Origin of the sequence: Pseudoalteromonas sp. CuT4-3 (assembly GCF_035666335.1) — a bacterium.
Lineage (GTDB): Bacteria > Pseudomonadota > Gammaproteobacteria > Enterobacterales > Alteromonadaceae > Pseudoalteromonas > Pseudoalteromonas atlantica.
Genome location: NZ_CP142030.1, coordinates 3029974 through 3049941 on the forward strand (window position 1 = coordinate 3029974; position 19968 = coordinate 3049941).

General features: G+C 41.1%; 21 protein-coding genes. 13 read left to right on the forward strand and 8 right to left on the reverse strand.

Features of this window, described 5'->3' with window-relative positions; genetic code table 11:
- The first annotated feature begins 2 nt into the window (after positions 1-2).
- From VOI46_RS14005 to mgtE, 11 genes are all read left to right on the forward strand, one after another.
- The gene (locus VOI46_RS14005) at positions 3-974 is read left to right on the forward strand and encodes a KpsF/GutQ family sugar-phosphate isomerase (RefSeq protein ID WP_004589090.1); all 972 of its coding nucleotides are present in this window, start codon (positions 3-5) and stop codon (positions 972-974) included.
- The gene (gene kdsC, locus VOI46_RS14010; RefSeq protein WP_004589089.1) at positions 975-1526 is read left to right on the forward strand and encodes a 3-deoxy-manno-octulosonate-8-phosphatase KdsC; all 552 of its coding nucleotides are present in this window, start codon (positions 975-977) and stop codon (positions 1524-1526) included.
- Entirely contained in the window at positions 1523-2077 is a 555-nt protein-coding gene (gene lptC, locus VOI46_RS14015; RefSeq protein ID WP_004589088.1) for an LPS export ABC transporter periplasmic protein LptC, read from the forward strand. The genes kdsC and lptC overlap by 4 nt, the downstream gene beginning before the upstream one ends.
- A complete protein-coding gene (gene lptA, locus VOI46_RS14020) occupies positions 2067-2615 on the forward strand; it encodes a lipopolysaccharide transport periplasmic protein LptA (protein WP_004589087.1) in 549 nt (182 codons plus the stop codon). The genes lptC and lptA overlap by 11 nt, the downstream gene beginning before the upstream one ends.
- Positions 2612-3337: an LPS export ABC transporter ATP-binding protein gene (gene lptB / locus VOI46_RS14025; RefSeq protein WP_004589086.1), complete on the forward strand. Its 726-nt coding sequence runs from the start codon at positions 2612-2614 to the stop codon at positions 3335-3337. The genes lptA and lptB overlap by 4 nt, the downstream gene beginning before the upstream one ends.
- Positions 3338-3406: 69 nt before the next feature.
- Positions 3407-4906: an RNA polymerase factor sigma-54 gene (locus tag VOI46_RS14030; protein ID WP_004589085.1), complete on the forward strand. Its 1500-nt coding sequence runs from the start codon at positions 3407-3409 to the stop codon at positions 4904-4906.
- Positions 4907-4933: 27 nt separating this feature from the next.
- Positions 4934-5221 (forward strand): ribosome hibernation promoting factor, encoded by a 288-nt coding sequence (gene hpf / locus VOI46_RS14035; protein ID WP_004589084.1) that lies wholly within the window; start codon positions 4934-4936, stop codon positions 5219-5221.
- Positions 5222-5225: 4 nt separating this feature from the next.
- Positions 5226-5678 carry a PTS sugar transporter subunit IIA gene (locus VOI46_RS14040; RefSeq protein WP_004589083.1) on the forward strand — a complete coding sequence of 151 codons (453 nt, stop codon included), beginning with the start codon at positions 5226-5228 and terminating at the stop codon, positions 5676-5678.
- A gap of 19 nt (positions 5679-5697) precedes the next feature.
- Positions 5698-6543, forward strand: coding sequence for an RNase adapter RapZ (gene rapZ, locus VOI46_RS14045; protein ID WP_004589082.1), 846 nt, complete (start codon positions 5698-5700; stop codon positions 6541-6543).
- Positions 6544-6583: 40 nt separating this feature from the next.
- Positions 6584-6856: an HPr family phosphocarrier protein gene (locus VOI46_RS14050; protein ID WP_004589081.1), complete on the forward strand. Its 273-nt coding sequence runs from the start codon at positions 6584-6586 to the stop codon at positions 6854-6856.
- Between the two features lie 258 nt (positions 6857-7114).
- The gene (gene mgtE / locus VOI46_RS14055; protein WP_004589080.1) at positions 7115-8473 is read left to right on the forward strand and encodes a magnesium transporter; all 1359 of its coding nucleotides are present in this window, start codon (positions 7115-7117) and stop codon (positions 8471-8473) included.
- A gap of 46 nt (positions 8474-8519) precedes the next feature.
- Here mgtE and VOI46_RS14060 read toward each other — a convergent pair whose 3' ends face one another.
- A complete protein-coding gene (locus VOI46_RS14060; RefSeq protein ID WP_004589079.1) occupies positions 8520-10949 on the reverse strand; it encodes a zinc-dependent metalloprotease in 2430 nt (809 codons plus the stop codon).
- Between the two features lie 155 nt (positions 10950-11104).
- Between VOI46_RS14060 and VOI46_RS14065 the strand changes: the two genes are divergently transcribed.
- Entirely contained in the window at positions 11105-12073 is a 969-nt protein-coding gene (locus VOI46_RS14065; protein WP_004589078.1) for a class 1 fructose-bisphosphatase, read from the forward strand.
- Between the two features lie 119 nt (positions 12074-12192).
- Here VOI46_RS14065 and VOI46_RS14070 read toward each other — a convergent pair whose 3' ends face one another.
- Positions 12193-12519, reverse strand: a complete 327-nt coding sequence (locus tag VOI46_RS14070) for a hypothetical protein (protein WP_004589077.1) — start codon at positions 12517-12519, stop codon at positions 12193-12195.
- A 43-nt stretch (positions 12520-12562) separates the two neighbouring features.
- Here VOI46_RS14070 and VOI46_RS14075 point away from each other — a divergent pair, with 43 nt between their 5' ends.
- Positions 12563-12913 (forward strand): cysteine-rich CWC family protein, encoded by a 351-nt coding sequence (locus VOI46_RS14075; RefSeq protein WP_004589076.1) that lies wholly within the window; start codon positions 12563-12565, stop codon positions 12911-12913.
- Positions 12914-12942: 29 nt separating this feature from the next.
- Here VOI46_RS14075 and VOI46_RS14080 read toward each other — a convergent pair whose 3' ends face one another.
- The 6 genes from VOI46_RS14080 to VOI46_RS14105 form a co-directional block, all read right to left on the reverse strand.
- Positions 12943-14046 carry a capsule polysaccharide biosynthesis gene (locus tag VOI46_RS14080; RefSeq protein WP_004589075.1) on the reverse strand — a complete coding sequence of 368 codons (1104 nt, stop codon included), beginning with the start codon at positions 14044-14046 and terminating at the stop codon, positions 12943-12945.
- A 175-nt stretch (positions 14047-14221) separates the two neighbouring features.
- On the reverse strand, positions 14222-14641 hold the full coding sequence (locus VOI46_RS14085; RefSeq protein ID WP_004589074.1) for a group 1 truncated hemoglobin: 420 nt from the start codon (positions 14639-14641) through the stop codon (positions 14222-14224).
- Positions 14641-15474 carry a DUF3034 family protein gene (locus tag VOI46_RS14090; protein WP_004589073.1) on the reverse strand — a complete coding sequence of 278 codons (834 nt, stop codon included), beginning with the start codon at positions 15472-15474 and terminating at the stop codon, positions 14641-14643. Before VOI46_RS14090 ends, VOI46_RS14085 begins: the two co-directional genes overlap by 1 nt.
- On the reverse strand, positions 15461-17776 hold the full coding sequence (locus VOI46_RS14095; protein WP_004589072.1) for an EAL domain-containing protein: 2316 nt from the start codon (positions 17774-17776) through the stop codon (positions 15461-15463). The genes VOI46_RS14090 and VOI46_RS14095 overlap by 14 nt, the downstream gene beginning before the upstream one ends.
- On the reverse strand, positions 17769-18428 hold the full coding sequence (locus VOI46_RS14100; protein WP_004589071.1) for a methylamine utilization protein: 660 nt from the start codon (positions 18426-18428) through the stop codon (positions 17769-17771). Before VOI46_RS14100 ends, VOI46_RS14095 begins: the two co-directional genes overlap by 8 nt.
- 121 nt (positions 18429-18549) lie before the next feature.
- On the reverse strand, positions 18550-19653 hold the full coding sequence (locus VOI46_RS14105; protein ID WP_004589070.1) for a phosphoribosylaminoimidazolesuccinocarboxamide synthase: 1104 nt from the start codon (positions 19651-19653) through the stop codon (positions 18550-18552).
- Positions 19654-19968 lie beyond the last annotated feature (315 nt).

Here is a 19968-nt window from a genome sequence, read left to right on the forward strand (position 1 = left end):
CAATGGCACAACTAAATTTTATAGAGCAAGGTTTACGCGTATTAAACATTGAACGCCAAGCGCTTGCTGATATTACACAATACGTTGACGAAAACTTTCATAGTGCGTGTCAGCTCATGTTTGATTGCCAAGGCCGCATTATTGTTATTGGCATGGGTAAATCAGGCCATATTGGTAATAAAATTGCTGCTACCCTTGCAAGTACAGGCAGCCCTGCTTTTTTTGTTCACCCAGGCGAAGCAAGCCATGGTGATTTAGGCATGATAACCAAAAATGACGTGGTTATGCTTATATCAAACTCGGGCGAAACCAGCGAAGTACTTAATATTATTCCGGTGCTTAAACGCCTTGGCGCAAAAATAATATCGATGACGGGCAACCCGCTCTCTACTATGGCAACCCTTGCCGATGTGCACGTATGCATAAAAGTAGAACAAGAAGCCTGTTTATTAGGTTTAGCGCCTACAGCAAGCACCACTGCTACTTTAGCAATGGGTGATGCAATGGCGGTTGCGCTTTTAGAAGCACGCGGCTTTACCGCCGATGACTTTGCACTCTCTCACCCTGGCGGCAGTTTAGGTAAGCGATTGTTGCTCACTTTAAAAGATGTAATGCACAGCGGCACAAACACCCCTATTATAGGTGTAACGCAAACAATTAAAGACGCGTTAATAGAAATGTCAGCCAAAGGGCTGGGCATGACCGCTATTGTAGATAACAATCAACAGCTTGCCGGCCTTTTTACCGACGGTGACTTACGCCGTATTTTAGAGCAAAGAGTTGATATACATAGCACCGCTATTAGCCAAGTTATGACCAAATCATGCACAACTGCCACGGCCGATATACTTGCAGCTGAGGCCCTAAACATAATGGAAAATAAACGTATTAATGGTTTAATTGTGGTCAATGATAAAAACCAGCCAATAGGCGCCTTAAATATGCAAGACCTCTTAAAAGCAGGAGTATTATAAATGCAATTTGAAGATCTCTATCAACCGCTAAGCGATGATGCCAAAGCACGCGCCAAAAAAGTAAAACTACTCATATGCGACATTGATGGTGTATTTTCTGATGGCCGAATTTACCTCGGTAACCAAGGCGAAGAATTAAAAGCATTTAATACAAAAGATGGTTTTGGCATTAAAGCACTGATCAATAGCGGTTTTGAAGTTGCGGTTATTACGGGGCGTCACTCAGAAATAGTGCAAACTCGCATGAGCAGCTTAACCGTGCAGCACATTTATCAAGGCCAAGAAGACAAACTTATTGCTTATCAAGAACTCAAAAACACTTTAAAGTTAACTGATGAACAAATAGCCTATATTGGCGACGATGGTCCTGACATGCCAGTAATGGAGCGCGTTGGCTTTGCCGTTGCAGTAAACGATGCGCACCCGCTTATTAAGCGCTTATCGCATTACACTACGCAAATGCCTGGTGGCTTTGGCGCCGTTAGAGAGCTCACAGATTTACTTATGCTAGAGAACGGCATAGCGCTTACAACACAAGGCACCAGTTCATGAATGCAGCACGCGTTATACTCAGTGCGTTATTCATCGGCTGTATGGTTTGGCTTTGGTACCCTTATTTTACCCAAACCAATGTAGCGCCAGAGCAAGAACCTGAAGTAATTGCAAAGCCCGATTACACCGCTATAGAGCTTAAGCAAACAGCCTATGACGAGCAAGGCAAAATAAGCCATAAAGTCACTGCGGCTAAAATGGAGCTGTACCAACAGCTTGGTTTTACATTTTTTGAAAAACCTATTTTCACCTTGTATAACGAAAAGCAAACATGGCGAATAAATGCAGACGAAGCAACGCTTTACGAAGATAAACAACTTATTTTAGAAGGCAATGTGGTTGCTAAAAATTTAGTTGATAACGCCATGATAGATAACATCAATGCCGATAACATCGAAGTCGACATTAAAGCGCTAACAATGCGCTCTGAGCAGCCAGTGGTTGTTACTGGGCCTAATTTAAAAATTGTCGGTAAAGGCCTTGAAGCCGATTTAAAAACCGAAGTAATAAAACTAATTAACCATACGCGAACAATATATTATGACCAATAAACTCACTAAAATACTTATTATCCCATCGCTAATGCTTGCATTTAGCGCCTCTGCTGCTGAGCCTGCTGCTCAACCGCCAGCAAATCAAATTTCTATTAGTGCAGACCGTCAAGAAGGCCAACTTAAAGAAAACGTAGGTATTTTTGAAAAGAACGTCGAAATTGTGCATGGTAATCGCAAAATTACAGCCGACCGACTTGAAGTACATAAACGTGAAGACTTAGGGGATAACAAACAACTCCTTATTGCCACTGGCAGCCCAGCCTACTTCGAAGAAAAACAAGACGATGGTACCGTAATGAGCGCCAGTGCAAACGAAGTACGTTACGACGTAGCAAAGCGCTTTTTAACGCTTGTTGGCGATGCTGAAGTCGCACAAGCCGGTCAAAAAATTAATGCTAAAAGTATTACCTACGATATGCAGCAGCAGCTTATTAGCGCAGAAAAAGACGAAAACTCTACGGATCGTGTCCACACAATTTTAGTGCCTGTTGAAGCAAAAATTAAAGAAAAAACAGGTAACGAAGGTCAACCATGAGCACCTTAAAAGCAGAACTATTAGCAAAAAGCTATAAAGGCCGCCAAGTTGTAAAAAATGTAGGCCTTGAGGTAGAAGCCGGCAGCATTGTTGGCTTATTGGGCCCTAATGGCGCAGGTAAAACCACCACCTTTTACATGATTGTAGGGTTAGTACCTAGCGACAAAGGTAAAATTTCTATTGATGATAACGACATTACGTTATTACCTATGCACAGCCGCGCCCGCTTAGGCATTGGCTATTTGCCGCAAGAGTCATCAATATTTAGAAAGCTGACAGTTTATCAAAACTTAATGGCTATTTTAGAAACGCGTAAAGAGCTCAATAAAGCCGCGCGAGAAGAAACGCTTAACAACTTACTTGATGAATTTAGTATTCAGCATATTCGCGATAGCCAAGGTATGGCGCTTTCTGGTGGTGAACGCCGCCGTGTAGAAATTGCCAGAGCACTGGCAGCAAACCCTAAATTTATTTTATTGGATGAGCCTTTTGCTGGTGTTGATCCGATTTCAGTGTTAGATATAAAGAAAATAATAGAACATCTTAAAAACCGTGGCATTGGCGTATTAATTACCGATCACAATGTAAGAGAAACCCTTGATGTTTGTGAAAAAGCCTACATTGTTTCTCATGGGGAGCTAATTGCATCTGGCACCCCAGAACACGTATTAAATGACAAAACTGTACGCGATGTTTATTTAGGCGAGCAATTTAGGCTGTAACATTTAAGCCATACCTACAAGCATCTGCTAATATTAATTATAACAACATAAAAGGATTGTTAGAGATACATGAGGCAATCATTACAGCTGCGCATGGGCCAGCAACTTACAATGACTCCACAATTGCAACAAGCGATTCGCTTGCTGCAGCTCAGTACATTGGATCTCCAGCAAGAAATACAAGAAGCACTTGATAGCAACCCGCTATTAGAAGTAGAAGAGCAAGATTACACGGAAGAGTCGGCTGGAAAAAATGAACAAAAAGCAGATACGGATGATGTAACCGTAAGCGCATCGGCTGACGATACAACCAGCGAGTACGAGCAAGACAGTGGCGAAGCTTTAAATAAAGACACCGTTAGCGATGATATGGCAATGGATGTAACTTGGGATGAGTACATGAGCGCAGCCCCTGCGGCATCCTCAGGCCCAATGCCGGAAGATGAGTCTATTTATCAAGGTGCCTCTACTGAAACGCTACATGAGTATTTAATGTGGCAGCTTCAGCTTACTCCTTTTAGCCCAACTGATGAAGCCATTGCTATTGCCATTGTAGAAGCTGTAGATGACTCGGGTATTTTAACGCTAAGTTGTGAAGAGATTTTAGAGAGCTTTAACCAAGAAAACGATGACGAAGTTGAAGTTGAACTTGATGAAATAGAAGCCGTTTTAAAGCGTATTCAGTTATTTGACCCTGTAGGTATAGCCGCGCGCAGTTTACAAGAGTGCTTGTGCATTCAGCTAAACCAGTTTGATAAAGACACCCCTTTTATAGAACAAACTAAAATGATCTTAACCGATCACATTGATCTATTAGCGGCACGCGACTATCGTACATTAATGAAAAAGACTAAGCTTAAAGAAGACGAGCTTAAAGAGGTCATGACCCTAATACATACCCTCAACCCAAAACCTGCAGATACAATAGTAAGGGAAGAGTCGGAGTATGTAATACCAGATGTGTCGGTTAAAAAAATAAAAGGCCGCTGGGTGGTAGAGCTAAACCCAGATAGCATGCCAAAAATACGCGTAAATAGTCAGTACGCGGCTATGTCACGTACCGTTAAATCAAGTGGTGATAGCCAATTTATTCGTTCTCACTTACAAGAAGCTAAATGGTTTATAAAAAGCCTTGAAAGCAGAAACGACACGCTGCTCAAAGTAACAAACTGTATTGTAAAACAGCAACAGGCATTTTTTGAACATGGCCCAGAAGCCATGAAGCCAATGGTTTTAAACGATGTTGCTGAAATGGTAGAAATGCATGAATCGACAATTTCGCGTGTTACTACGCAAAAATATATGCATACGCCACGTGGTATTTTTGAGCTTAAGTATTTTTTCTCAAGCCACGTAAGCACTGAAAACGGCGGCGAGTGTTCATCAACCGCAATACGTGCCCTAATTAAAAAGCTAATTGCCGCGGAAAACTCAGCTAAACCATTGAGTGATAGTAAAATTGCGGATATATTGGCAGAGCAAGGAATTAAAGTAGCTAGACGCACAATAGCAAAATACCGTGAATCGCTAGCTATTCCACCGTCAAATCAGAGAAAGAGTTTGATATAAGACGTAAAAAACAAAGAGGAAATGCTTATGCAACTAAACCTAACTGGTCGTCACGTAGAAGTAACTGATTCACTTAGAGACTATGTAAATAATAAATTTGCAAAGCTAGAAAGGCACTCAGATCATATTAGCAATGTGCATGTCATTCTCGATGTAGAAAAACTCAACCAAAAAGCAGAAGCGACTATTCATGTAAGTGGCGCAGATTTATTTGCCTCAACAGAGCACCAAGATATGTATGCCGCTATAGACTCGTTGATTGACAAGCTCGATCGTCAAGTCATAAAACATAAAGAGAAGCTTGCTAGACACTAATATTATGAAATTAAGTACATTAGTATGCCAGGACTGCAGCAAAGCTGCGGTCCTTTTTAGTAGTAAAAAAAGAATTTTAGAGTTTATCAGTGAGCTTGCTCATGAAAAGCTCCCCTACTTACCACAACAAGATATTCTTAATGCGCTGGCAAGTAGAGAAAAGCTAGGCAGTACTGGTATTGGCCGGGGTATCGCCATCCCTCATGGCAGAATGGGTGGCGTAGAAGAGCCGCTGGCTTTAGTACTTGTTAGCGACACGCCTGTTAACTTTGACGCTATTGATAACTGCCCTGTTGATATTTTTGTTGCACTCATCGTACCAGATGGCGATAACCAACAGCACCTAAAGACTCTGGCAACCATAGCTGATAAACTGAGCAACAAAGAATTTTGTAAACAGCTGCGTAGTGCTAAAACCGATGCAGAGCTGTATCAAGTAATTGTTGATCAATCGTAGTAAATACTAAGGGCTATAAATGGAGTTAATTATCATAAGCGGCCGTTCTGGTTCAGGTAAGTCGGTTGCTTTACGCGTGGTTGAAGATTTAGGCTATTATTGCGTAGATAATATTCCGGTCAACTTACTGCCCTCTTTAGTGCGAAGTGTTTCAGATAACTATGACAAAATAGCCGTTAGTATAGATGTTCGTAATATCCCCAAAGAACAAGACGAATTTAACGATATTCTCGAGTACCTTCCTGACTTTGCTAAACCCACACTGTTTTATTTAGATAGTGATGATCAAACACTGATCAAACGTTTTTCAGAAACACGCAGGTTACACCCTTTATCCATCGATTCGCTGCCGCTTGATTTAGCAATAAAAAAAGAAAAAGAACTGCTTGATGTACTCGTAACGCGCGCTGACTTTATGCTTGATACCACCGATTTAAGTGTGCACCAATTAGCAGAGTCAATTCGCGAAAAAATACTGGGTAAAAAAGATAAGCAACTTATTGTAACGTTTGAATCGTTTGGCTTTAAACACGGCATACCTAAAGAAGCTGATTATGTTTTTGATGCTCGCTTTTTGCCAAACCCCCACTGGGAGCCTGAACTCAAACCGCTTACGGGCCTTGATCAACCAGTAAAAGATTTTTTGGCAAATCACAGCATAGTGCAAAAATTCACTTGGCAAATTCAAACCTTTGTACAAACTTGGTTGCCACACTTAGAGCGCAATAACCGTAGTTACCTCACTATTGCAATTGGCTGTACTGGTGGTCAACACCGCTCGGTTTATTTAGCGCAAGCCATTGGTGAGAGCTTTGCTATGACGCATCCGAATGTAAAAATTCGTCATCGTGAGCAAGAAAAGTAACCTTAAAATAATAACCTGTTCAGTTTAGGTATAGTAATTTATGCGCTGTGAAGACACATTTTTAATAAAAAATAAATTAGGCTTACACGCCAGAGCGGCAACGGTCCTTGCGCAATTAGCTGTGCAGTTTGATGCTAAAATCACCTTACACCAAGATGATAAAGAAGCCGCAGGCGACAGCGTATTAGCTTTAATGCTACTTGAAAGCAGTAAAGGTAAAGAAGTTAAAGTAGTCTGTGAAGGCCCTGATTCAGAGCAAGCTTTGCATGCGGTTGGGCAATTAATTGCACAACGATTTAACGAACAAGAATAATTTAAAGCACCATAGCCTTATAAGTTAAAGACTTATCAGGCCAGACTATAAAGATTTAGTAAATTAGGGTATTCCGACTCGCCTAATTTAGTGCTTTAATTTAGGGTAATAAAGCCATGCCCTGCTAAATTTGGTTGCTTAATTTTAAACACTAATTTAGTCCCAGCATTGGGTTTAGCACAAAAAATAAAGAAAATGACAGTGGGCAACTCCGCTTACTAAACACCTTTCCATTACACAAAAATATTTAGGATGCCAATGCCAGAAGCGTTTGAACAAGACTATCCACTACAGCAACTAAAACAAGTGACTAAATCACTTAATAGTGGGCAATTTGTTCAAGTAAGACGCATGCTAGCAAAAACAGCACCTTGTGATACAGCACTGCTGCTTGAATCCTCTCCGCATAAAATTAGACGCATGCTTTGGCAACTGGTTGACCCAGATGTGCAAGGGGATGTGCTAGAAGAGCTCTCTGAAGATGTACGTTTAGGCATAATTGCACAAATGGAACCTGAGCATATTGCCGCGGCCACTGAGGATATGGGCCACGATGATTTAGGTGAAGTCCTGCGTAGCCTACCTGACACCGTGTACAAAGATGTGGTTAGCGCTATGGATACGCAAGACCGCGAACGCGCTACACAGGCTTTATCTTACCAAGAGCGCTCTGCAGGCGCGCTAATGAACACCGATACGGTGACCATTCGCCCAGACGTTACACTTGATGTTGTGCTGCGTTATATTAGGCTACGCGGTGAGCTGCCAGAGGGCACCGATGATTTATACGTTGTTGATAAACATAACTGTTTTTTAGGTGCATTATCACTTAGTACACTGTTAACTAATCCGCCTGAAAAAATTGTTCAAGATTTAATGGATGAAGACTGTGAGTCTATCCCTATTTCGATGGATGAAAGTGAAGTTGCTCAGCTATTTGAGCGCCACAACTGGATATCGGCCCCTGTAGTCGATGATAACGCCCACCTGCTTGGACGTGTCACCATTGATGATATTGTTGATGTTATTCGTGAAGATGCAGAGCACAGCTTATTAAGCCTTGCCGGTCTTGATGATGAAGAAGACACCTTTGCACCTGTTTTAAAAAGCTCAAAAAAACGCTCAGTATGGCTTGGCGTTAACTTACTCACAGCCTTAGCTGCCGCCTTTGTGGCCAGCTTTTTTGAAAGCACCTTAGATATATTACCTATTTTAGCTGTACTCAATGGCATTGTACCCTCAATGGGTGGTGTAGCAGGTAGCCAATCTTTAACTCTGGTTATTCGCGGTATTGCCGTGGGCCATATTAACCAAACTAACCAACGATTTTTAATGGCTAAAGAGCTGGCGATAGGCGCATTAAACGGGGTTATTTGGTCAATACTTATAGCCAGTGTAATTGCGCTTTGGCAATGGGATTTTATGCTTGGCGGCGTACTCGCATTTGCGATGTTTATGAACCTCGTAGTGGCTGGTGTTGCTGGCGCATGTATTCCTATTTTATTGAAAAAAATGAATATAGACCCTGCACTTGCCGGTAGTGTTGTACTTACAACAGTAACTGATATTGTCGGTATTTTTGCCTTTTTAGGCACCGCAACGTGGCTACTTATTTAGCAACCTGAGCTCAGGTTAAGTAGCCACTACACACTAAAACATATAATTAAATTGGTGAGCCCGGTGGCATTGGTAAACCACTGAAGTTTTCAGGCCACTTACCTACTTTTAAAAACTGTTTTATTTGCTCTGCTAAATACTGTTTAAACGCGCTTTCTCCTACACTGGTATTACTTAACATTGAGTTTTGATTGTACTCTTTACTTAATTTTACCAAGTAGAAACGTAGCTGCGCCTGCACCTCTGGGCTTACCTTGTCACTAGTGACTAAATCAGCCATATTTTTTGCAGTTAAAAACTGCACCCGCTGGGTGATTTTGCCTTTCATTGTATTAGGTGATGACACATTAAACACTTGGCTGTAAAGCTGCTCTAACAACTCATCTAAGCTGTAAAAATTATAATTACGTACTTGTTGTTGAGCTAAACGATTTAAACGCTGTGGGTTTAATAATAACGATAAACTATACTGCGCAGCTACTTCTGGCAAGGCCATCGCATCAAGTGTTATACCCGTACGCCCTGTTATGCTTTCACGCGATTTAGACTCGCCATATGCTTTTGGCGGAATAAGCGCTAACACCGACTCAGGCAAAATTAAATTAGCCGGTTTTAATGTTGTTAAAATAGCACTAAGCGCCGCTTGCTGCTGCGCTTTTGCAACCACTTGTGCGCCCTTAGCAGGTGAGTCGTTACGTGTTTCGTATTCGTAGTTAACCCCCGCAATTAGCTTAACTGCAGCCTCTACTTGATAGCGATGAAATAAATAAAGCGGCACGAGTTTTTCTTCTAACTGCGAGAGTGCATCGCCCATTTTAATGTTGTTAATACCAAATTGCGAAAGCGCTTTTTTACGTACATCAAGCACTCTAAGTAACTCTTGCGCTGGGTTAGTACCGTTATCCCATAAGTGCGCTGTAGGGTGTGCCCCGCCCTTTGCGCGTGCGTCGCTATCAGATATAAACTCAAGGCCCTTCGTTTTGTTCTCTTTTAATATTGTTGCAAGCTCAGCACTTTCATCTTGATTAGTGAAGTCGCTGTAACCATATTTAATAACTTGGGTATCCCATACTCCCATACCGCTTGCATAGCCGCGGGTTACATCAAGCTCGCCTTGCTCGTTAAAGCTAAGTAGTGGGTGCGGGTAATCCATAACTGACGCTCTATCCCCCACCGAGGCTGCAAAGTTATGTGCAATGCCCAGCGTATGGCCAATTTCGTGTGCACTTAACTGGCGAATCCTATCAAGTGCCATTGCCTGTAAGTTCTTAGCCGGCTCGTTACCTTTTAAATAAGGCGCACCAAGGGCTTCTGCAATTAAAATATCTTGGCGTACACGCAATGAGCCAAGTGTTACATGCCCTTTGAGTATTTCGCCGGTACGAGGGTCTATAACAGAGCTTCCGTAAGACCATCCACGTGTAGCACGATGCACCCACTGAATAACGTTATAGCGAATATCCATAGGATCAGCATTGCTCGGCAGTACTTTGACTATAAATGCGTTTTTATAGCCTGCTGCGCTAAAGGCATCATTCCACCACTTACCGCCTTCAAGTAACGCGCTTTTAACCGGCTCAGGCACGCCAGGGTCTAGGTAATAAGTAATGGGCTCTACGGGTTCACTAATCGGTAAACTTGGATCTTTTTTAGCTAAGCGATGACGCGGTATATAGCGCACAAACATAGATTCACCAAGGGGGGCTGCATAGTCTTTATGCTCAATGCTCCAATACCCTGATTGCGGGTCAAATTTACGTGGCGTGTATTTATCATCAGGTAATTTAATAAGTGAGTGGTGCATATGTACAGTAAGTGCGTATGCATCGGCGCTTACTTGGCGCACAAATTTACCTGGTTTAGTGCCCTTAAACGTTAATACTGCTTCAAGCTCGGTATTTTTTACAAATGCTTTTGAGCGATTCATATACACAGCGTTGCGTGATTCATCAAGGCTAAAGCTGCCTTGCTTGCGCGCTGCAAGCGTACGGCTTACCCCGTGTACATCACTTAGTAAATAAGGTGTGTAATCAATCAGGAGCGTTTTTTCGCTTTGCGCTACCACTTTAAAGCCCGCTAAAATACTGGATGCAAAGGCCTCTTTAATACTTTGCTGCTCAGCTTTGTTAGTGGTATTAGCGCGATAATATGTATTTAGCGCGCGCAACATTACTTTATCGCCAAAACGCTCAAACTGAACTAAATGCGTGTTACCAAGTTGACCTCTATCTAAGCCTATATCGTTAGAGCCAACTCCATAGGGTAAGCTTTGCTGAAGCAAAAATTGCTGCTCTAATTTATCTACTTTTAAAAACACTTTGCCGTTTTGAGTATCGTAATAAAACGAAAAGTACCCAGGAAAGTGATTCATTTGCGCAGTAAATTCATCTATAGGCTTAATTGCTGCGTGCGCTTGGGTTATCATAGAGCACAGCACAGTAAAGAATATGTAACTTATTAGTGGTATTTTTTTCATAATCTTATCTTTGTTATTGGCGTTTTAAGTACGATTAGGTGGCACCATTATTACAGTGCTATTTAAACAATACAGGTATTTAAGACGAAATTCAGCGCACTAAGTTAATCTCTCTCACATTTAGATTAGCTAGTACACGTTATCAGGAAAATAGAATGCGTAGACTCCCACCAGTATTACTAGAAGACGGTTGTCCTAGAGAACTTTTATCGTTAATTAGAACCATTTTAGCAGCATGTAAAGAAATTTCGTTTCGTGTTGGCCAAGGTGCGCTTTCTGGCGTATTAGGCTCAACGCTTGATGAAAACATTCAAGGTGAAACCCAAAAAAAGCTCGATGTATTATCTAATCAGCTTTTAAAAGATATTTTACTGGAGTCTGGGTCAGTTAAAGCCATTGCCTCAGAAGAGGAAGACTACACAGTAGCTGGCAACCAAGACGCTAAATACATTGTGGCGTTTGACCCGCTTGATGGCTCATCAAATACCGATATTAACTCGCTAGTGGGTACTATATTTTCAATTATGGAAGCCCCAGAAGGCTCAGATGCCGCCGATCAAAGTATATTTATGCAGCCAGGCCACAAACAAGTTGCTGCAGGTTACGTGCTTTACGGCCCATCAACTATGCTTGCACTTACTACAGGTAAAGGCACACGCATGTTTACGCTAGATAAAACCCAAGGTAGCTTTTTACTAACACAAGACTTTGCCACTATCCCTGCTGATACAAACGAATTTGCCATTAATGCGTCAAACCAGCGTCATTGGCAGCCAGCAATGCAAAACTATATTAATGACTTACTCGCTGGCGATACCGGCCCACGTGCTAAAAACTTTAACATGCGCTGGATTGCCGCTATGGTTGGCGATGTGCACCGTGTACTTAGCCGTGGTGGTTTATTTACCTACCCAACCGACACCAAAGATGCAAATAAACCTAATAAGCTACGTTTACTGTACGAAGCCAACCCCATGGCTATGCTAGTTGAGCAAGCAGGTGGTATCGCCTCTACGGGTACTGAGCGTATTATGGATATTCAACCCGATGCAATCCACCAGCGTGTGGCGGTAATATTAGGCTCTAAAAACGAAGTAGAAACGTGCTTGGGATATCATAAGTAAATAAGTTGTCTGTTGTAAAAAAATACTAAGCCGCATTTAATTTAAATACGGCTTTTTTATTTATTCGTTACATATAACCGCAGTAAGTTGGCATCTAAAATAAGAGTCAGCCTAAATATCTAGTCCTTCAATAATGCCAGTAATTGTTCAAGCTTTTGGCTATCAAGCTCTCCCATTTGCTCACTATTACTGAGCGCAAAAATAACCCCTTCGTGTTCGGCGCAATTTATATCATCTCGCGATTCAACCACATTTGCCCATAGCTCTAAATCATCTATTTCTATTTCGTGGTTTACACAACGTGTTAACACGTCAATCAATACCGGCTTTGTGAGTGTATAACCGGGAGCACTTTCCTCTGCTGGGGTAGAAATAATCACGCTAATAGCATCATCTCTTTGCTCACCAAAGGTAATAAATTCGGCCAATGCTTTTTGTATATTCATAATATTTGTTATTCTTGCTGCTCTACTGCTGATAAGACTTAAAATGACGAGATTAAACTGCTCACAATGCCACACTGCGCTTATTTGTAATGTAAACGATATAAACGCATGCTGGTGTAACCAATTACCTGCTATTTTACCGCTTGAAGAGTCAGCAACAAGCTGTTTATGCCCGCAATGTACGCTTAATAAAATAAACGCTTATTTAGCGCATATTTATACTCAGCCAATCAAAGCACAAATTGAGTTTGCTAAAAAGTTTAGAGGTACTGACAATTTAATTGAAGGGCTAGACTACACCATGCAAAACGGCTACATGGTGTTTAGTAAATGGTTTTTTTTAAAGCGAGGAACATGCTGTAAAAATGGCTGTAAAAATTGTCCTTACAGCTAAATCACAACATGTTGATATACAATACGCGGTTAAATAAGTTCGTTGGGCACATTGTTGCTGTATTGTGCAAATTTATCCGCCCCTTTAAAACGTAACTCAATTGCTTTGATATGCTCTTCTTCGGCGTGTTTCCAAACGCCCGGCACACTATACACATGCTTTAAATAGCAAAAAAACTTATCGCGTAGCTGCGGATTAAACTGCCATCCTTGAGCTACATCTGCTACTTGGGCAGCTAAGCCCTCACGAGTATCAGCATGCTTGACTAAGCCTTCTATATTATAACAAGCCTGCCCTACAGTAATTACGCGCTTATTTAGTAACAGTGCTTCTAAACCGACCGTAGAGTTGATAGTGATCACCGCTTCTGCGCATTCAATAAGTTCACAGGTTTTATTGCCGTTTGCAAAAAGTGCAATTGGGTCTTTATCGTATAAATGGGTGTAATGCTTGTGCCACGACGGGTGTTCTTTAAAAACGACCTTTAAACTAGGGTCGTTCAATGCTTTCACTGCGCTAACAACTTCATCGTATAGCATTTCCATTGAGTCAATCCATGGCGAAAAGCTCGCTAATTGCGTATCGTGAGGCACTTGAAAAGGCACAAATATGTAGCGTTCAGGTATATTTTCAGCTGCAAAATCACATCGTTTTTTATGGTTTTCTCGTGGGACAAGCGCCGGTGCATCAAAGTTTAAGGCATTATTTGCATTAAAATTTAAATAAAAATCAGGATCTCGACTTAGCGACGCATTAAAGTTAATCCCTTGAGGGTCTAAACTGGTGGTACCCGGAAGCAAACCATTTTCATAATAAAATTGCTTAATACCCAGTGCCTTGGCAGCCATAGCAACGGTAGTATTAGGCAGTTTATTACCATTCCATATCACCATTACATCAGGGTTAACTTCAGTTAATAAAGCTAAATATTTTGCGTAACGTAAACGCTCAAAAAAGCGCAGCCCCACTTTGTAAACCGCCGATACTAAAGCATTGTTCCAAAGGTTATTACGGGCGCGCTTACGTTTTAGTTGTGCATTAATAACATCGCTAAAATCAACTTTAAACGCTTTACTTAAATAGTGTATAGCTGAAAGCTTTGGTGCCCCCATCACATGCAGTTGGCAATCCATACTCAGCTTTTTGATTATTTTTTTATAGTACTTTGCGTGTACATTTTTGCGGGATATAAATAGGTAAGACATACAAGCTATGCGCGCCAATTATTGTTTATAGGAAATAATACTAAGTGGACACTATTACAAAAGTAAGGTTCACTGCTACGAGTAAATAATTTACAGATGTTACCTAAATACTTATTATTTTACTACGCAGCGGTGCCATCCTAGATAGGATCTCATTTTGTATGCTATGGCTAATATTTTGCTCTTCCATCGCATTTACAAGTAAGTCCACCACATGGTTAAAATCTTTCTCAGTTATGTGCATCCCAGTATGAATATCTACCATAGAGTCACCTTTATACTTGCATGGGCCATCAACTAGCATACACATATGCATAATAAAGCCTTCTCTAAAGTGGCTTATGTCGCTGTGTTCAAAATAATGCAGTACTTGTTCATCATTACCTATTTGGTAAATAAAACTGTCTACAATACGCGTAAGCCCCGCACGGCCATCAAGCTGTTGATAAAGCGATAAATTTGTTGAGCTTGCGCACCCTGCCAGGGCACTTAAACACAACCATAAAATGACAACGTTTTTCATTACCAATACCCTGTTACCGATAAGTACCACCCTGTTTGATCGCTCGCACCTGCAATGCTACCTAAATCTAAGTATGCAGCGGTGACACTCACGTGCTTGTTTGGCATCCAAGCAACAAATAAATCTTTCCAGTCTTGTTCACCCAAATTAAGGTTATTAGACTTTTGCCTATACTCTATACCTACGGCAACACTTCGGCTCAAAAACACAGCGGTGCTGCCTTCAAATAAAATTTTTGCATCATCATTTGCCCCACCATAACCAAGCAAACCGAGTTGATTAGCCTCACTGTAGCGAGTTGTGACGTTCCAAAACCAGTTAAGCCCCCCTACAGCGCCTAAGTGGAGTTTACTAGCTGCGAGGTAGTAATCAGTGCCACTAGTATCTTTTGCTCCTACTAGGGTCGCAACAGCGCCATCATCAAGAGATTTATGCTGTATACCCACACTCAATTGCGGCCAGTCACTGTAAACTATGTCGCCGTATAAACGAATTTTAGCGCCCGTGATAGATTGCTCTATTTCGGTATCAAGTGCAGGCACGTCAAAACGTTGTTGAGCGTAGCTAAGTTCTACACGATTAAATAGGTTAACTTGTGCTCCACATACATCTAAAGTGTAGTCTGTTACATCTGCACGGCTACAAAAGCCATTCACAGAGAACTCGTCTTCGCTGGCGTAACCTGCAAGTTGTGCCCAAGGCACAATACCGCCGCCCCCGCTGCCTTCTATTTGTGAAACCCCGGGGGTCGCTAATAATTTACCATCGCTTGCTAAACCAGAAAAACTCGAGCTAAGTAATAACCCAAGTAATAAACACTTAACTTTTTTCATAATATTCCTTTAGCCACTGTTCTAATAACTCTGCTTTTAAAGGCCTACTTAGGTAGTAACCCTGAGCATGGTCACAATGCATAAGTTTAAGTAAGTCTAACGAATCCCTGTTTTCAACGCCTTCTGCAACAACGCTAAAGCCTAATTGATGCCCTAAGGTAATCGACGACTGCACTATGTATTGATCCTTGCGCGACTCATCTAACTTTAAAATAAAGCACTTATCTAACTTTAGCTCATCAATAGGCAGCATTTTTAATCTCCCCAGTGATGTTTGCCCTACGCCATAATCATCCAATGAAATTTTTACACCAATGGCTTTTAAGTTTTGTAATGCTTTTATGCCTTTTTCTTCATTTTCAATCATGTCGCGCTCAGTTAATTCAACAGTAATGAGGGTTGGATCAACATTGTATTTTTTTAGAGTACGCACTAACGCTGAATGAAAACTCGGTGAGGCAATATCTTGTGCTGATACATTAATTGCTGCCTGCATTTCAATCCCTTTAGCCTGCCAATCAGCCACCTGAGAAACCACCGTGTTAACAACCCATGATGTAAGCTCAACAATAAGTCCCGATTGCTCGGCTAAATCAATAAACAGTTCTGGGTTTACCCAGCTGCCATCTTTACGTTGCCAGCGGATCAGTGATTCGACTTTATTTATTTTTTGCGTGTGTAAATGCAGTTTAGGCTGATAGGTCATAAATAATTGCCCATCATCATCGCTAATGGCTTGTTTAAGCTCATCTAACATTTTAAGACGATCTAAATGCGCTTCGTCTTCACCATTTTGGTAATAATGAATACTGTCTTGGCTATCTGTTGCATTGTCTACGGCAATAAGTACGCGTCGCATTAAATCATCGCTGGCAAGGCCTTGCATAGGATACTCGACAACCCCAGCGCTAAAGCGTAAGTTAATTTTTAACGTTTTAATGGTATAACACGCTAATAGCTGTGCCATTAAACCAACAATACCGCTTTCTCTCTCTCTGGCAGCGGCACTTGGAAACACAGTTAAAAACTCATCGCCACCAATACGCGCATGAAAGCCGCCAAGCTCGTCTGAAAAGCCACTAATTCGATTGGCAACCGCTTTTAAACATTCATCGCCTACGCGTGGACCAAGCTTATCGTTTATATGCCGTAAACCTTTTATATCAATAGCAACTAGGGTGTATTGTGTAGAGGGAGTCAGCTCATCATCGAGTACTTCAAGCATAGCCGAGCGGTTATAAAAGCCTGTAAGCGAGTCATGGCGTGCCTGAAAACTAATTTTTTGTTCACGCTCGTTAATATCGTTACCCATGTTATCAAACGCGTTAGCAAGGGTTGCTATTTCAGTACTTTGTTTAGATGCATTAAATTCAAACGCGTAATTACCTTGTGCAAACTGCCTAGCAATAACTGCAAGCTGTGAGAGTGGGGTTGTTAAGTTATTTGCCAGTAAACTACTGGTAATAACCCCCACCAGCATAGTTAAAATGGCCATAATAATTAGCGTAAACAATAAGTTTTCAAAATCGTTATAGCTTTGTGTTAAATCAGCACTGAGCAAAATTGTTACCGCATCCCCTTGTAGGGAGGGCAACATAATATCTTGGTTTTTATATACAGGATAATCACCAAACAAACGCGTTGTTGTGGTGGTGTTAAAGTAGTTTTTAGGTGAAAAAAACTCTGGGCGATTAAGCAACGAGCTTCTTACGAGGTTGTCCTGCTCAGCAATAAAGCTGACATCCATTCCTGTTAGGTTTTTAAGTTCTAGGGCGACTTCGTCATCAATTTTGAAACCCACTAAGCTGTATGCAACGGTTCTAGGCGCCCTTACAGGTAGTAAAATAACTTGATATAGCTGATTATTAAGAACAACAAAGCTCGATTGCTCTGGCGAAGTTAATAACTCATCCAGTAGCGGCTTTAAATTTTGAGGGTACAAATCTGCATTAGTATTGGCTGAAATTAATTTACCTGATAAATCAATCAGTAGCATAAGCTCTGCATCAATACGCTGGCTGTGATTAAACAACACACTACTTATGGTGCCTGCATCGCGAGTGGCAACCGCTTGCTTAAAGCCAAAGTCGGCAGTGAGTACTTTAGCAGCAGTAAGCAGTAGGCTTTCTTTTGCGCTCAGATATTGCTTATATACATTTTGCGCTACGCTAATATCTTGATTTACTTTTTCTTCTTGAAATTTACTTGTAGACCACCAAAAGCTAACAATGCTCACCATAGTGGTCAGTAACACTAAGCCTACACATAAAACAATAATGCGGTTTTTTAAACTGTTAGTCATTACCGCCCTTAAACTTACTACCAAAAGTATTTCGCGGTGCTGGGGTGGAGGTATTAACCTTAATTAGTAACTCATTGTTATTGTTTATTGTTATCATTTTTTTATTTTCCAACGGTGCAGTTTGTAGCGCATGCCACACACTCAGCGTAGTCGGTAACGGCGTTATGTCTAAGGTTAACTTACCCGTATTATTAGTTTTATAAACGTGTTCACTATTGGCTACATAAATATAGCCAACCATAGAGTCATGAATATTACAGCCTAGTACAACAACACCTTGTTGATCAAAAATTACAGGCTCTTTAGGTTGGCCTGAATAGAGTTTTAGCTGAAAGGGCTTAGCCTGAGAAAAAGAGTAAACATGATGGCGAATATTATCGCTGTTAGGAAAGTTAACCTGCTGGCCTTTTAGCACCACCAGTAAATCAGGCAAAAACGCTTTATGTACTTGGTCCATTACCGCAACGGGTAACGTAGTGCGCTCTGACTTTGTCGCCTTATAAAGCTCAACGATTGCGTCTTTTAGTGGCTGACCATGCTGATCTTGAATGACTAAATCAATATTTTCACCCAGTACGCCTTGGCTAAAAAATAAAGTAGCGGCGAGTAAATAACCTCTTTTATTAAAAACTTGCTGCACTTGCCTAAACATATCAATACCTAAAAGTTAATCTTAGGTTAAGTTAATTAGAGACCAGCACTAATTGCAAGGAATATAGCCCAGTAACTAAAAATAAAGACTGGGCTTTGTTTATTTTAATACTTTAGTTGTACTATTTTACAATAAGGTCGTAATCAGTATCTAAAATATTAATTACTTCTTGGCGAGGATCTTCTGGAATTACAATCTCTTTACCAATGATTTTACTGGCAATGCCTACATAAGTGTTAGACACCTCAAGCATGACCGATTCTGGTAAAATAAAGTCTTTAGCAAGCTGCTCACGCTCATCCATGCGGTCTTTATTTAACAGCACGTCACTTTCTGGCACAGTAGAAATTAATAACTGGCGGAACCCTTCTTTAGAGTTTTCGATTATCTTACCATCGCGGTAAGCCGCGCCATCCCATATGCGCGATGAGTCTGGGGTGCCTACTTCATCAATATAAATAAGCTGTTGGTTACCGTCTAAATCCTCTACATAACCAAACTCAAATTTTGTATCTACAAATATTTGATCAAGCTTTGCCAGCTCTTCACTAATTAGCTTAAAGCCCTCAACCAATAGCTTTTCGTATTTAGTCACATCCTCTGCCGATTTAAAATTAAATACGTCTAAATTATCAGTGATATTAGCGCGCGTAATATTAACATCATCAACAGGTGGAATATCAGCCACGCCTTCGATAATACCTTTTGTAGAAGGGGTTATTAGTACGTTTTCAAGCTTTTGGTTTGCTCTTAAGCCCTCAGGTAAATCTATGCCACAAAAGTTGCGAACCCCTTTACTGTAATCACGCCACATGCTGCCGGTTATATATTGGCGCGCTATTGCTTCTACTTTTACGGTGCTTGCTTTGCGCACAATCCATACATAAGGATGTGGAATATCAACAATGTGGTTACCCGCAAGGCCAGCTTTATCAAATAACTTAAACCAATGAGATGCAACAGAGTTAAGCGCAATACCTTTACCCGGCACGCCGTTTAAGCCATTTTCGCCTTGCCAAATACAATCAAAAGCAGAAATACGGTCTGAAATAACCATAATTGCCAGCTCAGTTCCTTGCGGAACTTTATAGTTTTTTTCTTTAATGAGGCGTGCGCTGTCTTCATCTGTTAGCCAATAAACCGAACGAACTTTACCGCTGTGTACGGCACCTTTAGTGCGAATAGGTAAGTCATCGTTTACGTCTAAAACTTTATAGCTAGTCATGCTATCTCCGGGGTTAGGGATGCTCATAGAGCAAAGTATGGTATGGGGTTATAAGCGCTATATAATAAATCAGCCTACCCTAAAGCTCAATCAGCACTGAAAACTAAATAACCTGAACTCTGGTTAAGAGACTGACTAGGGCGTGTTGTATTATGGTGATATTTAAATTTTTTTTCTCTAGCCAGAGATTTTCAATGAAAGTAAGGTGAATTTACGCGTCAATAGCAGGCCTATTGCAAGTAAGCTCAACGCAGTTAGCGCTGAAAATAGCTGCTAGAGATAGGTTTATTACCCAGAGCTCAGCTTAAATAACCA